This is a genomic window from Pseudalkalibacillus salsuginis (assembly GCF_021646685.1).
GTDB classification, from domain to species: Bacteria; Bacillota; Bacilli; order Bacillales; family Fictibacillaceae; genus Pseudalkalibacillus; species Pseudalkalibacillus salsuginis.
This window is the reverse complement of sequence record NZ_JAKJHW010000001.1, coordinates 48,728-62,995: the sequence shown is the minus strand read 5'-3', so window position 1 is coordinate 62,995 and position 14,268 is coordinate 48,728. Positions and strand designations below refer to the sequence as shown.

The window sequence follows — 14,268 nt, the reverse complement described above, 5'->3', positions numbered from 1 at the left end:
GTAAAAATCCTTAACAGTAAAATGAGCATTTTATTGACATTCTCTAAAAAATGAATTATTATATGATTAACGCCGATAAAGTTGGTTATATAAATGGTGGATAGATTGAAGTCGTAGCTGCAATTGTGTGGACGAATTTAATTGTCTCACAGTCATGCGGGTGCGGTTTTTTTATACAGTCAGAATGATAAATATAACGGTAAACTTTTGGTGAATTTGTAAGATTTTCAGGAGGTACAGTATATGAATACTGGTACAGTAAAATGGTTTAACGCAGAAAAAGGTTTTGGTTTCATCGAAATTTCAGAAGGTAACGACGTATTCGTTCATTTTTCTGCAATTGAAGGTGACGGATTCAAAACTTTAGAAGAAGGTCAAAACGTTTCATTCGAAATCGTTGAAGGTAACCGTGGACCACAAGCTTCTAACGTACAAAAAGTCTAAGTATTAAAACTTGAGTCTTATTGGGTGGCATACGTTAGTACGCCACCCTTTTTGTATTTTCTGGGTCCTCAAAAAAGACCTTCCAAGAAAAATTGGTTTAAGCTTCCTTTATGAGAAGAATCATAAAGGGCATCATGTGCTCTACAAAGCGTGCACTAAAAAATGTTTAATCCACATTTTCAACCCCTCTTTTGATCTCCATTTAATCTATTTTTTCAGACAAGGAAACAATTTGAGTAGAAGGGAGTTAAAAGCACGTACGGTAACTGAATCACACTGGCGCGGCCGAGGAGTCGTAAGGACGGAAGAGAGGCAGGGCTTTCGTTGTTTGAGTTATTTTTCGCAATCAGTTGGGTTGTACAGTGGAACTCACAAAATATATTGCATATCACTATCCACCACTTTAGAGAGCACCGAACCTCGCTGGGTATAAAGTTATTGAATCTCACGGAATGACTTTACCAGCTCATACATATGAACAATATAGACGTAAGAACGAGACGACAATAAAGGCGTCTTTTTTTTATACGTTAAGAAGATATAACTTTTCAGCGATGTAGCTAACCGAAGTAGCAGAAAAGTTTACGAACGAAGTATAAGTGCAGCTAAGGATCAGTCTTCGCCAGGGCTTAGCAAAGCCCAAGTTTTCTTTATCTCTTATAATTAAGACTGATTAGCTATAAGTAAGATTTTCAGAAATGATTCGAAATCCACTTAAGGGCAGAACAAAGGATTGATTACAGCCCAGTGATTTTTTGTCATATCGATTATAAGGCTTTTGCCATAGAATAGCTTTTTAGCCCACTTTTACTTCTAAAATTTAAAGAAAAAGAACTCACTTGAAACGCGCGGAACTACTTTCGGAGGCAATCAGGTCGCTTGTTATGCTGCATTCGAAGTATTGAAAGGGAGTATAACTTTTAATCATGGTAGCAAGGAGTTCGAGGAAGTGATGTCCGCTGTAACGGAGTTAATGTTGGCTAAATGAATTCAGGAGGATCGAAATGGACAAAAAAACCCCAGTGTTTAAGATGGGTAATGTTGAAAAAGTTCTTAACCTGGGCATTAAAGACTAGTTTTGATTTTATTGTTGACAATTCCTACCGAAATACTGTAAAATTCAAAAAAATAAGTTGAATCACTTATCAAGAGTGGCGGAGGGACTGGCCCAATGACGCCCGGCAACCTGCAATTGCAAGGTGCTAATTCCAGCAAAATGGAATTCCATTTTGAGAGATAAGGTCCATAGCCACACGGTGTATATGAAACCAGGTCTCTCATTTGAGGGACTTTTTTATTTTTCGATGGAATTCCAACCTTGGTAATTCATGTGAAGAAAGGAGAGTTGGAAGTGTCAAAGGAGAGAGAGGAATTTAATAACGTTATGTCTAGGATAAATGAAATGTTGGAAACAATGAAATTTGGATCCGTTACATTGATTGTACAGGATGGTAAAGTCATCCAGATTGAAAAGAAAGAAAAAGTGAGGCTTAAATAAAATGTTTTACTGAATAGATAAAGTAGAGGCAGTCTTAAGCTCTTATTTCTCCGGAGGGCGTGAATGTTCAACCATTGGATTCTAATCGGTTTGCTGGCTGTTTCTACTTATGTAACACGAATCATTGGTGTGGTTGTAATGTCAGGACGAGAAATGAGCCCTGCTTTGCGTTTGTATTTTAATTATGTACCAGTCGGAATCATATCAGCACTAATCGTCAAACAAATCCTCATTCCGGTGGAGGGCCAACTCGTTCTTTCATTTCCGATTCTGATCGGCTGTCTATTTACAGCGATAGCCATGAAATTCATGAAATTGTTTCTTCCTGCTGCTGTACTTGGAGTCATAATCGGATTGTTAACACGTTATTTAAGTTAAGATCGGAGAAGTAAAAGAATTGGATTTAATCTTATTGAACAATCGGGGTTATTAACAGAAAAAGTAAACGAGAGGTAGCACGTGTTTTTCATCAAGAGCTGATTGACAGGTAGTAAAATCAGAAAAATAAACAAGAGTATGTATGCTGGTAAGACCTAAAAAAGGCCGATCTTTATATAAATGATCGGCCTTTAAAGATAAGTTATATGGCAATTAAAAATTGTGCTTAGTAACAGTCAGTTGTAAAACGATACCAAACGGATCCCGTACAATGGCATATCCAGGGCTAAATGAATTTTTCGCAAAAGGGGTTAAAATATCAACTTTTTCATGTTCAACAAGTTTTTGATAAATTGATTCAATAGCTGAGAAATCTCTTGATTGAATACATAATGATGAACTGTTACTTAATTGCCAAGGACGGGTTGGATCCATTTCTAGTTCTGCAATCATGATTTTGTTATTCCCGATTTGTAGAACAGAATGGGTAATATACTCACCCTGACCGTTTTCATAATTGAACTGCTGATCCATCTCTTTCATTTCTTTATAGGTTTTTTTAAATAACACCTTTGCCCCTAAATATTGTTCATAAAATGTAATTGCCTCAGCACCTTGACCATTTAAAGATAAAAACGGAATGACTTCTAATTCCATGTTATTTCCTCCTTTGTATGAATGACACTGTCAGTATACAATAATAAGGTGACAAGTAATGGCACCATAAGGAGGGTTTTATGAAAAAAGGTGAGCGTTTGAATATGATGCTGCGCTTTATTAATCAGAAGCAAATGTTTACATTGAAAGATTTAATGGGAAAATTTCAAATTTCTAAACGGACAGCGTTAAGAGATATTGAGTCTTTAGAGGAAATGGGCGTTCCTCTTTATGCAGAATATGGTCGATATGGCGGGTATCGTTTATTGAATTCGATGACATTACCACCCATCTCTTTTACAAGCCATGAAGTCTTTGCGTTATATTTTGCTATGCAAGCCTTGAAAAGTTTTGCCAGCAGTCCTTTTCAAGTATCCTTCAGTTCCATTAATGAGAAGTTTTTAAACCAGGTTACACCGAAGCAACGAGAACAGATTGAAAGCTTACATAAAAGGGTAGCTTTTTTTCATACAGAACAAACGCATAAATGCGACTATCTTGAAGAACTCCTGTTAGCTGCTGTGGAGAACATGGGTTTGGAAATACATTACTCGACACCGAGACGATCGACAATCCGTACTATTCAGCCAATATCCATTTATGCGATGAGAGGCTATTGGTACTGCCAGGCTTATGATTTAGATAAAAGGGCATATCGCGTCTTCCGATGTGATCGTATTCAATCATTAGATGTAGTAGATCAAGAACATAATGTGGATTTAAAAGATTTTACTATTCATAACGCACACCGTCTTTGGAGTCCAACAAAACATGCTATTCGATTTAAGTGCTCGATTACGGCAACAGGCGTAGAAAAATTCATGCAACAACAATTCCCTTCCATGGAACTGGTAGAAGAAGATGAAGAGAGGTTTTTATCAGGAACATATGAACCTGAGGAAATGGATTTTATCATTCCTTATTTGGCCAGCTTCGGGAAATCCATACGGATAGTGGAACCTGTTTCATTAAAAGATTGCTTGAAAAAATACTATATAGATTTAATGGATCATTTGTAAGATTAAGATGAGCGATTACTCAAAACAGAATTCATTACCTATTCAAAAGGTTTTCATTTTTTGATTTGAAAATAGCCCTTAGGAAATAGGGGAAGAAAAAGTGTCCATTGGGTTTGATTATGTGAAAATAGAGGAAAAACAGATAATAAACACCACAATGGAGGTCATGAAGAGGTGCAGAGAAATAAAGACTTGCATAGATTTCTACTTGATAAAGCGGAGCAGCTAACAGAGGATTGGTATAATACTTTGGATAAGAGTGATCCGATAGGCGTTTATTCTTCTACAGATCCTGAAATCATTCAAAATTTAAAACAGCAAAATTATGAATTTCACCTGAATCTGATCGAAATTTTTGATAAAGAAGAAGAGGAATTTTTCAATAATTTTGAAGAATGGGTGATCAAAACGGCGAGAGATAAGGAACATATCGAAACACCCACCCATTATGTCATGAGGGAATTCATACGTGTCCGCAAACAATATACCCAATTGATCAACGAGTTCGTGGAAATCCATCCAGGTAAATATGCCAATGAACAAATTGAGTTATGGAAAGAAATGATCATCAAGGAGTTCGATATTGCGATGGTTCGTTTTACGGAAGAAAAGAACAATTATCTTAATGATCAGTTAAGTGCTCAAAAAGCAATGATCAATGAGTTGAGTTCTCCAGTGATCGACTTATCCCATAATGTCGGTTTACTTCCAATCGTAGGAGACATAGATACTCATAGGGCTAAAACGGTCCTTGAAAGTACTTTGCAGCAATGTGCCGATCGCAATATTGAACATCTTTATATTGATCTTTCTGGCGTATTCATGGTCGATACGATGGTCGCCCATGAAATTTTCCAATTGCTTCATTCATTAAAATTATTAGGAATCGAAACAACTTTATCAGGTATCCGCCCTGAAATTGCGCAAACTGCCGTCCAATTGGGAATTGATTTTGACAACGTGAATATAACCTCAAGATTATCCATTGCTATGCCCACCTGAATCAAATAATAAGTGATAATGAAAGAGGAATTTAAAATTGCCTCTTTTTCATTATTTCCAGGAAGGGGAAACCATCAGTGTTTATATTCAAGGATGACTGGGAAAAGTCTGAAAAAGGAGGAGGAATCATGGCAATATCTCAAAAACAAATCGAGGATTTCAAAAACCAGTTACGGACAATGAAAGAAGAAGTTCTCCAACGAAACAAAAATAGAGAAGAAAACCTTGATACCGATCAAGTAAGGGGAAATGAAAATCATATGGGGAATGCCGGCACAGCTGAATACGAACATGCTAGGGAAATAACGCTTTCACAAAATGATGAACAGTTGATAGATGAAATCAATGAAGCATTACAACGGATTGATGAAGGTACATTCGGTATTTGTGTTGATACCGGAGAAGAAATTTCCATTGATCGGCTAGAAGCCGTTCCTTATGCTAAAAGGACGATAGAAGCACAAAAGCAATATGATCAACAGAAGAACCCGGTTGATGAAAGGCTCAACAACAAAAGAGAAGACAACACGCAAATGATCGATCTGATCGAAAAAGAACATGAATAAAAAATACTAGGGAGAGGCCAATGCCTCACCCTATTTATAGCAATCACGGGTAGACGTATTATCCAAACAGAACCTTCAAAAGTACAGGAGTGCGGTAGCGGCGTCTAACGCTGCCTTGGTGGACTTTCAGTGACTACGTAGTTAAACTGTGGCCTTGCGTTTTCTTACAGATTGACAATTTTATAATACGTGTTCACTGTCAGAATATAATACCCAAGGTAGATCGCTATATAGAAGCCTATGGAAGTAAGGATCGGAATTGAAATATCCCCTCCGATCAGGTTAATGCCTAATAACACTTTTACAATCATTAAATTATGCGAGATGCCGACGATTAAAGGGAGGAGAAAGATGAACAACGATTGTTTTGAAATCGTTGTCAGCACTTCCTTCTTCCTTACACCGATCTTCCGTAATATTTCATAGCGTCCTTTATCTGAATGGGCTTCCGTCAACTGCTTGAAATAGATCATACACCCAGTTGCTGCAAGGAATACAAGTCCCAAAAATCCTAATGTGAAAATATCCTGACCTGCAGATTCCAATCCTCTTTTATAAACCTTGTAGAATGTAGAAAGTTTCAGGTCGTCAAATCCCAATTGATGTAATTGATTGGAAGTAAGCTCAGTATTTTTCTGATCCTTAACCTGATATGTTTTATAAGCCACTGGTTGAATCTGCTTTTCCATTTCGCTGTATAGCTCATCACTGAGCACGATATAGGCGTCTGGATAACGCCAGCTTAAAACCCTGCCCTCCAACAAATGTGTAAAACGCACTTGTTTCTCCTCTTCAGGTAGCTTTAATGTAATCGTACGTCCTTCATAATCAGAAAAGGAATCGTGTGTATACCTCGGCTTGATCATTGCAGCCTCATTTCCGGAAAGCGTCACTTTTTCGTTACGATCAAGCGCCGCTGATACCTGATTGAACGTTTTGGCAGAAATCAAGTTGATGAAGTCTTCTTCAGGAAATTCTGCCATCAATTGTTCTAGGTATTCGGGTAAATCCGTATCAGACGGGTCAGTGTGAACTTTTAATAGAGGAACAGTCAGTTCTGCTTGAACGGGATGGTTTTTATCTTCGTAAATGATTTCTTTGATCTTCTCTTCCTCTATATCGCCTTTTGAAATATAGGTATAACTGAATGGTTCGAGTTGTTTTGCGTGCGTTGTAAAATTGTAGTACTGGCTGGTGCCGATAGTGATGGCACTTAATGTTAACGCACTAAGTAAAGCAATCATGGTCAGCATTCGGGCATTTCCTTTGATCCGATATAACAAGTGTGACGTTCCGATTATATTGATCCCGTTATAATAGCTTGATTTATGCTCTTTTGCTTTTTTTAACAGATAGACGATTGCTGTCCGGAATAATAAATACGTTCCTGTAACGATACTTCCCATGATGAGTAACAGGTTCCTTAGAATTTGCCCGTTTGAATCAACTGGTTGGAAAGCGATCCAATAACCGAATACAAGCAGGATGGTCCCGATTATGACCCCAATCATTGACACCTCCGGAAGAGGTTCCCCTTCTTTATCCGCTTGAAATAATTCAATTAAATTGAAGTTGTAGATTAAACGATACCCTTGAATCGAAGTAATCAATATGATGCAGGTGAATACAAAAATCGTATTGCCGAACGCTTCCAAGGACAAGGTAAAGCCAACATCTACATCAGTCCCTAACAGTCTCAATAGAAGCATTGTAAACATTTTCGAAAGCAAGGTGCTTAGGAGGACGCCTGCAATAACGGCACCTGCCCCCATCAACAGATTTTCATAAAACATCATTTTTCCAATCGTCTTTTTCCGTAATCCAAGCAGGGAATACATTCCTACTTCCTTTTTTCGCTTTTTTGTAAAGAAGGCATTTGAATACCAGATAAACACAGCCACAAATGCGATCAATATGATGGAAGCTTGCAGAAAGACCGAACGCATGCTTTGGAATGACTCGATGTTTTTTTCGATTTCTGAACTATAGCGTAACGATACGAACGTGTGATAAATAACGACGCTGAATATCATTGAAAGGAAATAGAGCAAATAATTTTTGAAGTTCCCGATGATATTTCTCTTCGCGAGACTAAACAGTGTCACTCGTACCACCTCCTAAAACAGATAAGACATCTAACACCTTATTGAAAAATTCTTTACGGGGTGAGGTACCTTTGACGATCTCGGTAAATATCTTTCCATCCTTGATGAATAACACGCGTTTACAATAGCTGGCGGCAAACGCATCATGGGTGACCATGAAAACAGTTGCCTGTCGATGCTCATTCAACTCCTTCAGGCTTTCCAATAAATCTGTTGCGGATTTGGAATCGAGTGCACCAGTAGGCTCATCGGCCAATAATAGTCTAGGATTTGTGATGATCGCCCTGGAAGCGGCTGTCCGTTGTTTTTGGCCGCCGGAAATTTGATACGGATATTTTTCCAATATTGGACGGATTCCAAACGTATCTGCGATATCATCCACTCTTCTTTCCAATTCTTTTACATTCACTTTCGCCAAAGCGAGCGGGAGTACGATATTTTCCTTGACAGACAATGTGTCTAATAAATTATAATCCTGGAATAGGAAACCTAGCTTGTCGCGACGAAACGATGCCAATTGATCTTCATTCATCGTCAAGATACTTGTTCCGTCGATGAAAATGTCACCGCTTGTAGGCTGATCGATCGTTGCGATTACATTGAGCAAGGTTGATTTACCGGCACCTGATGGTCCCATGATACCGATAAATTCACCTTCCATGACAGACAAATCAATTCCATCAAGTGCTGTAAAAACATTCCCTTTCGCACCATATACTTTTTTAACACTTTTCACATCTACTACCATCTTCATCTATTTAAAACCTCCAGCTTATTGACGTCGTTATTCAACATAACTTTATCCTATTATGGAATGTAAAATGGTACCATCGAACCTGCTTACAACTAATCCATTCAACCTTACATTTTTGTCACCATCATGCAATCTTCATTATAAAAGAATATACTTTAAATAATCAGTATATAAAATGAAACGGTAAATAAAGCTTTGGGGGATCAAGGAATGAAAATAATGATCGTGGAAGACGACAAGATGATCTGTGATTTGGTTGGAGAAACATTGGGAAAATGGGGATTCGAAGTCGTTAAAAAAATCGATTTCAGTAATGTACTGCAAACCTACATTGAAGAAGATCCTCATCTTGTCTTGCTGGATATCAATCTTCCTTCTCATGATGGATTCTATTGGTGTAACCAAATCAGAAAGGTTTCAAAGGTTCCGATCATCTTTTTGTCTTCACGGGATACACCGATGGATATGGTCATGTCCATGAACATGGGAGGAGATGATTACATTCAAAAACCATTCTATCAAGATGTCTTGGTCGCAAAGATCCATGCATTGTTACGGAGAACATACTCTTATACCGAAATAGCCGCCAATGTCATTGAACATAATGGTGTCGTACTCAACTTCAACGACGGGGATATTTTAGTAGAAGGTAAGAAAGCAGAACTTACAAAAAACGAATTCAACATCTTGAGGATCCTCATGCAGCAAAAAGGGTCGATTGTCAGCAGGGAGAAGATCATGAGAAGCCTCTGGGAGGATGAAAATTTTGTAGATGACAATACATTGACCGTCAATATGACCAGATTGCGTAAAAAGCTTACTGGTCTCGGGAAGGAAGGCTTCATTACAACGAAGAAAGGACAAGGTTATATCATCCAATGAATTTATTCCAGTATTTGCTAGATAAACGGTTTTTCATTCTATTTTATATTGGTCTGATGGTCTTTGTTTCATTGATGATGCTTGTCAGCTTCAGCCCGAAGCAGGCTGTTGGAAATCTTGTATACATCAATGCCGTATCCTTCCTATTCGCTAGCCTTTACATCATCACTGGGTATTTTTATCATCGGACGTTCTATAAAGATTTAGAAGCGCTCATCAATCGTGAGCAGGAGGAGGTGCTTGCGGCATTTCCCGAACCGAAAAAGTACGGACAAAAGCTCATTTTTCAACTGCTTAAAAAGCTGAATAAAGAGCAGACAGCCTATATACATAAGTTACATGAGGAAAAACGTGATCATCAGGACTTCATCATGTCCTGGATCCATGAAGTCAAACTTCCGATTGCAGCAAGCCGGCTTCTATTGGAAAACAGTGCAGGGAAAAGCGTCGATTACCTGACAGATAAATTTGAAGATGAACTTGACAAAATCGACAAATACGTCGTGCAAGCGCTTTACTATTCCCGAATCGATTCCTTTTCAAAGGATTACTTCATAACTGAAATCGAACTGGGTACGATCCTGAAGGACAGCGTTAAAAAATATTCCAAACTTTTTATCAGTAAACGTATTCGCTTCACTATATTTGATGGACGTCGTTTCATCCAAAGTGATCGTAAGTGGCTATCCTTCATCCTCGATCAGATTGTAGCGAATTCGCTTATGTATACGGATGAGGGTGGAGAAATTTCATTCAGCTTTGATGAGGATCGACAAGAAAAACGTTTGATGATCCGGGATTCAGGTATCGGGATCAAACCTGAAGACATTCATCGTGTTTTTGAAAAAGGATTTACAGGCTCAACCGGAAGAAGCCATGCCAAATCGACAGGGATGGGGCTTTACCTTGCTAAGAAATTAGCATTGAAGCTTGGTCACGATCTAACGGTCCAATCAACGGAAGACAAATACACAATCGTAACGATCCATTTTCCGAAAATCCGGAACTATTATCAACTGTGATGAGGGCTGGACGTTTTGGCAGGGGAAGTAGTGATCGACCTATGACAGATGTTTACAACATTTTAGTTCTACTACAATAATCTAATCCTCGCCAAGTACCTACTGTCACCATATCCCTGTAATGTGTTTTACAGAACCTGGATATGGTACAACTGAGGTACTTGGCTATTAATTTCAGATCCGCTGGACGGTATATTTAAGTTATTCGACTATAAGAAAACCTTACACGTTCCCCTTTCCTTACGAACGTTTATTCGCTAAAATAAAAGAGAATGGAGTGAACGGAATGAGAATTCGAAAGAGCTTACAAGAAATCCTTAAAATCATGAATCAAAATGAAATGATTGCGGCCAATATCGCTCATTGGAAAACGATACCGGAAAGAGCGGGACGGTCAGTCGCCTTCCCTGACCAGATTCACCCAAAAATTCGCAGGGCATTGGAAAATAGAGGGATTTCCTCATTATATACACATCAATATTCTGCCTTTGAGGCGGCACGGTCTTATGATAGCTTTGTTGCTGTCACGCCGACGGCATCAGGAAAAACATTATGCTATAACCTCCCTGTCCTCCAGCAGGTTACAGAGAATGAAAACAGCCGTGCCTTATATTTGTTCCCGACGAAAGCTTTGGCTCAGGACCAAAAAAGCGAAATCAACGAATTGATCGAAGAGATCGGCATTGATATCAAAAGCTATACATATGATGGGGATACCCCCTCGAATATCCGGCAGGTCATACGTAAGGCTGGCCATGTCGTTATGACAAACCCGGACATGCTGCATTCGGCAATCCTCCCTCATCACACCAAATGGGTTTCCCTGTTCGAAAATTTGAAGTATATCGTGATCGATGAACTACATACGTACAGGGGAGTGTTTGGAAGTCATTTTGCAAACGTCTTAAGGAGATTGAAAAGAATATGTGCCTATTATGGAAGCAGACCGACTTTCATCTGCACCTCGGCAACAATTGCCAATCCGAAAGAACTTGCTGAAAAATTGACGGGAGACAAGATGCGTTTGATCGATAATAATGGCGCCCCGGTTGGGAAAAAGCATTTTGTCTTTTATAACCCTCCGATCGTCAACAAACCGCTGAACATTCGCAGGAGTGCAACACTTGAATCGAAAAAGCTTGCTTCATTGTTTTTAGAAAATGAAATCCAGACGATCGTTTTTGCAAGAAGCAGAGTCAGGGTAGAAATCCTATTGACATATTTGCAAGAAATGATCAAACGCAAGGTTGGGAATAAATCGATACGCGGCTATCGCGGCGGTTATCTACCAAAGCAGCGTAGAGAAATCGAAAAAGGGCTGCGAACCGGAGAAATCATGGGTGTCGTAAGCACGAACGCCTTGGAATTGGGAGTGGATATCGGCCAGCTCCAAGTCTGTGTCATGAACGGTTATCCTGGGACGATTGCAAGCACATGGCAGCAGGGAGGACGTGCTGGCCGAAGACAGGATGAATCTGTTGTCGTGCTTGTTGCAAGCTCTACCCCGTTAGATCAATACATTATCCAGAATCCCGAGTATTTTTTCAATCGAAATCCTGAAACGGCCAGGATCAATCCTGATAATTTGATTATCCTGGTAGACCACCTTAAATGTGCAGCTTACGAACTCCCTTTTAAAAACGGTGATACGTTCGGGGGTGTAGAAATCGATGACATCATGTATTTCTTGACCGAAGAAGGGATCCTCCATGAGCAGGGGAACAGGTGGTATTGGATGAATGATTCCTTCCCTGCACATAACATCAGTTTAAGGTCCGCCTCACAAGAAAATGTCGTCATCATCGATCAGACCGATGTTGCAAACGTAAAGGTCATCGGAGAAATGGACCGGTTCAGTTCGATGACGTTACTGCATGAAGAGGCGATCTATCTGCATCAGGGAATCCAATATCAAGTCGAGAAGTTGGATTATGAAGAAAAGAAAGCGTATATCCGGGAGGTGGATGTGGATTATTATACAGATGCAAACTTGGCCGTTTCCTTGAAAGTGCTTGAGGAAGATAAGCAAAAGTCGTATCTGGATTCCCAGGTCGCTTTTGGGGATGTCACCGTGAATGCGATGGCGACAATTTTCAAAAAAATCAAATTCGGCACACACGAAAACATCGGCTCTGGGCCGATCACGTTACCAGAAGAAGAGCTTCATACTTCCGCGTCATGGATAAGCTTTTCGGAAAATATGATCGAAGGTCTTTCTGAACAGGAACTTGAAGAAGGATTGGTCGGACTTTCAAATGTGTTGCGCCATGTCGCTCCATTATTTGTCATGTGTGATGTGAGCGATCTGCACGTCGTGCCACAAGTGAAAGCCTCCCACTCGCAGTTGCCTACGGTTTTCTTTTATGATCGGTATCCTGGAGGTATCGGACTCAGTGAGTATGTATATGACCATATTTCAGAAATTATGAAGGAAGCAGAACTCGTAATTGATCGTTGTCCTTGCGAAAAGGGATGTCCATCTTGTGTGGGAAATGAAGTACAGTATAGAGATGTGAAAAGCCTCGCACTGAAATTTATGAAAGAGGGAAGGAACGATTCCAATTATGTCACTTCAAAATAAACTGAATCGTTTTAAGAAACAACTGACACACGTCGGTACGGATCCAACTTCTAAAAAAACGATAAAGCCTATAAAAGAAAAACAAGAGGTAAACGCTCCAGAATGGAGAGCACTGCAAGCCCGGGCGATACGTTTTGAAGATCAGCATTGCATTCTTCGAGAAAAGAATTTAACGAAAGAGTATAAAATCGGACAATATACAGTTAACGACCTGCATGATGTGATCAAGCGTTGGAACGATAGAAGCCAATCTCATCCTCTATCCGCTGGAGGCAGACAGGCGGGAGATCTCCTCTTTTTTGATACAGAAACGACAGGATTGGGCAGTGGCGCGGGTAATACGATCTTTTTACTTGGCGTCGCAAGGGTCATAGAAGATGACATCCAAGTGCGCCAGTATTTCCTCCCGGAACCAGGAAATGAGGTGGCTTTGTATCATCACTTTTTGACTGATGTCCAGGACACGTCCAATTTAGTGACCTATAATGGGAAAGCATTCGACTGGCCACAAGTGAAAACCCGTCATACCTTCGTGAGGGATATGGTGCCGAAGCTTCCGCCTTTCGGCCACTTTGACTTACTACATGGCGCACGAAGAGTCTGGAAAAAAACCTATGATTCATTACGGCTTTCAATTGTGGAGAAAGAACTGTTGAACATTGAGAGGACTGAGGATACTCCAGGTTACTTAGCCCCGATGTTATACTTTGAATACTTGAGGGAAAAGGATCCTGCAATCCTCGATGGAGTGTTCAGACATAATGAATGGGATGTTCTCACACTCATTTCCTTATATACACATCTTTCTAATGTTTTGTTAGACCAGAGCCATGGTTCCCTATCTACTACGGAACGGTATGAAATCGCAAAATGGTATGAAGCAATCAATGATTTTACTGAAGCGAAACAACGGTATGTATGTCTGCTTGATACATCAGCACGTATAAAAGCAAAAAAAGCTCTTGCAAATCTTTATAAGAGGGGAAAGGATATCGATAAAGCGGTTTTTTACTGGGAATCGGTCATAGAAACAGAGGAAGATGTGGAATCTTATATTGAACTTTCGAAAATTTACGAGCATAAATATAAGGACTTCGAGAAAGCCTTGTATTTCGCCAGAAAGGGATATGAGGCATGGAAATCCATGAAACGGATACTACGGAAACAGGAAGAAAAGGATCAGGCTCAATTCAATAAACGGATCATTCGGATTGAATCGAAAATTGGGTAGGTCAATAGTAGGGAAATCAAATGGGTTAGAAATACCCGATATTCCCCGGGCAAGCGCAAAAAACGATGTTTTTCGTGTGATAACGGGTTTTATGATATTTTTATGTCTTTTGTAATAGAAATATTGAAA

General features: G+C 39.5%; 13 protein-coding genes and 1 riboswitch. Of the genes, 10 read left to right on the top strand and 3 right to left on the bottom strand.

Annotated elements, in window-relative coordinates; all coding sequences use genetic code 11:
- Positions 1-243 precede the first annotated feature (243 nt).
- The 3 genes from L1611_RS00315 to L1611_RS00305 all read left to right on the top strand — a co-directional run bounded on the left by L1611_RS00315 (position 244) and on the right by L1611_RS00305 (position 2,320).
- Positions 244-444: a cold-shock protein gene (locus tag L1611_RS00315; protein ID WP_221565133.1), complete on the top strand. Its 201-nt coding sequence runs from the start codon at positions 244-246 to the stop codon at positions 442-444.
- Between the two features lie 1,139 nt (positions 445-1,583).
- Positions 1,584-1,687, top strand: a riboswitch (SAM riboswitch).
- Between the two features lie 141 nt (positions 1,688-1,828).
- Positions 1,829-1,942, top strand: coding sequence for a YezD family protein (locus L1611_RS00310; RefSeq protein WP_225064011.1), 114 nt, complete (start codon positions 1,829-1,831; stop codon positions 1,940-1,942).
- A gap of 63 nt (positions 1,943-2,005) precedes the next feature.
- On the top strand, positions 2,006-2,320 hold the full coding sequence (locus L1611_RS00305; protein ID WP_236310858.1) for an AzlD domain-containing protein: 315 nt from the start codon (positions 2,006-2,008) through the stop codon (positions 2,318-2,320).
- Between the two features lie 213 nt (positions 2,321-2,533).
- Here the strand turns inward: L1611_RS00305 and L1611_RS00300 are convergent, their stop codons facing one another.
- Entirely contained in the window at positions 2,534-2,977 is a 444-nt protein-coding gene (locus L1611_RS00300; RefSeq protein WP_236310856.1) for a VOC family protein, read from the bottom strand.
- 80 nt (positions 2,978-3,057) lie between these two features.
- On the opposite strand from L1611_RS00300, the gene L1611_RS00295 reads away from it, so the two are divergent.
- The 3 genes from L1611_RS00295 (at position 3,058) to L1611_RS00285 (ending at position 5,564) form a co-directional block, all read left to right on the top strand.
- The gene (locus L1611_RS00295) at positions 3,058-3,996 is read left to right on the top strand and encodes a helix-turn-helix transcriptional regulator (protein WP_236310854.1); all 939 of its coding nucleotides are present in this window, start codon (positions 3,058-3,060) and stop codon (positions 3,994-3,996) included.
- A gap of 174 nt (positions 3,997-4,170) precedes the next feature.
- Positions 4,171-4,998 (top strand): STAS domain-containing protein, encoded by an 828-nt coding sequence (locus L1611_RS00290; RefSeq protein WP_236310852.1) that lies wholly within the window; start codon positions 4,171-4,173, stop codon positions 4,996-4,998.
- Positions 4,999-5,126: 128 nt separating this feature from the next.
- On the top strand, positions 5,127-5,564 hold the full coding sequence (locus L1611_RS00285; protein ID WP_236310849.1) for a TraR/DksA family transcriptional regulator: 438 nt from the start codon (positions 5,127-5,129) through the stop codon (positions 5,562-5,564).
- Between the two features lie 164 nt (positions 5,565-5,728).
- Here L1611_RS00285 and L1611_RS00280 read toward each other — a convergent pair whose 3' ends face one another.
- Positions 5,729-7,669 carry an ABC transporter permease gene (locus L1611_RS00280; protein WP_236310846.1) on the bottom strand — a complete coding sequence of 647 codons (1,941 nt, stop codon included), beginning with the start codon at positions 7,667-7,669 and terminating at the stop codon, positions 5,729-5,731.
- Positions 7,656-8,423 carry an ABC transporter ATP-binding protein gene (locus L1611_RS00275; RefSeq protein WP_236310843.1) on the bottom strand — a complete coding sequence of 256 codons (768 nt, stop codon included), beginning with the start codon at positions 8,421-8,423 and terminating at the stop codon, positions 7,656-7,658. Before L1611_RS00275 ends, L1611_RS00280 begins: the two co-directional genes overlap by 14 nt.
- A 210-nt stretch (positions 8,424-8,633) precedes the next feature.
- Between L1611_RS00275 and L1611_RS00270 the strand changes: the two genes are divergently transcribed.
- The 4 genes from L1611_RS00270 to L1611_RS00255 all read left to right on the top strand — a co-directional run bounded on the left by L1611_RS00270 (position 8,634) and on the right by L1611_RS00255 (position 14,139).
- Positions 8,634-9,305 (top strand): response regulator transcription factor, encoded by a 672-nt coding sequence (locus L1611_RS00270; RefSeq protein WP_236310841.1) that lies wholly within the window; start codon positions 8,634-8,636, stop codon positions 9,303-9,305.
- Positions 9,302-10,327, top strand: coding sequence for a sensor histidine kinase (locus tag L1611_RS00265; RefSeq protein WP_236310839.1), 1,026 nt, complete (start codon positions 9,302-9,304; stop codon positions 10,325-10,327). Before L1611_RS00270 ends, L1611_RS00265 begins: the two co-directional genes overlap by 4 nt.
- A 286-nt stretch (positions 10,328-10,613) precedes the next feature.
- Positions 10,614-12,908, top strand: coding sequence for a DEAD/DEAH box helicase (locus L1611_RS00260; protein WP_236310838.1), 2,295 nt, complete (start codon positions 10,614-10,616; stop codon positions 12,906-12,908).
- On the top strand, positions 12,892-14,139 hold the full coding sequence (locus L1611_RS00255) for a ribonuclease H-like domain-containing protein (RefSeq protein WP_236310836.1): 1,248 nt from the start codon (positions 12,892-12,894) through the stop codon (positions 14,137-14,139). The genes L1611_RS00260 and L1611_RS00255 overlap by 17 nt, the downstream gene beginning before the upstream one ends.
- Positions 14,140-14,268: the final 129 nt, after the last annotated feature.

Excerpts from the sequence above, each read along its gene's own strand:
- L1611_RS00315 (WP_221565133.1), top strand. The coding sequence starts at position 244 with ATGAATACTGGTACAGTAAAATGGTTTAACGCAGAAAAAGGTTTTGGT.
- L1611_RS00310 (WP_225064011.1), top strand. The coding sequence starts at position 1,829 with ATGTCTAGGATAAATGAAATGTTGGAAACAATGAAATTTGGATCCGTT.
- L1611_RS00305 (WP_236310858.1), top strand. The coding sequence starts at position 2,006 with ATGTTCAACCATTGGATTCTAATCGGTTTGCTGGCTGTTTCTACTTAT.
- L1611_RS00300 (WP_236310856.1), bottom strand. The coding sequence starts at position 2,977 with ATGGAATTAGAAGTCATTCCGTTTTTATCTTTAAATGGTCAAGGTGCT.
- L1611_RS00295 (WP_236310854.1), top strand. The coding sequence starts at position 3,058 with ATGAAAAAAGGTGAGCGTTTGAATATGATGCTGCGCTTTATTAATCAG.
- L1611_RS00285 (WP_236310849.1), top strand. The coding sequence starts at position 5,127 with ATGGCAATATCTCAAAAACAAATCGAGGATTTCAAAAACCAGTTACGG.
- L1611_RS00275 (WP_236310843.1), bottom strand. The coding sequence starts at position 8,423 with ATGAAGATGGTAGTAGATGTGAAAAGTGTTAAAAAAGTATATGGTGCG.
- L1611_RS00270 (WP_236310841.1), top strand. The coding sequence starts at position 8,634 with ATGAAAATAATGATCGTGGAAGACGACAAGATGATCTGTGATTTGGTT.
- L1611_RS00265 (WP_236310839.1), top strand. The coding sequence starts at position 9,302 with ATGAATTTATTCCAGTATTTGCTAGATAAACGGTTTTTCATTCTATTT.
- L1611_RS00260 (WP_236310838.1), top strand. The coding sequence starts at position 10,614 with ATGAGAATTCGAAAGAGCTTACAAGAAATCCTTAAAATCATGAATCAA.
- L1611_RS00255 (WP_236310836.1), top strand. The coding sequence starts at position 12,892 with ATGTCACTTCAAAATAAACTGAATCGTTTTAAGAAACAACTGACACAC.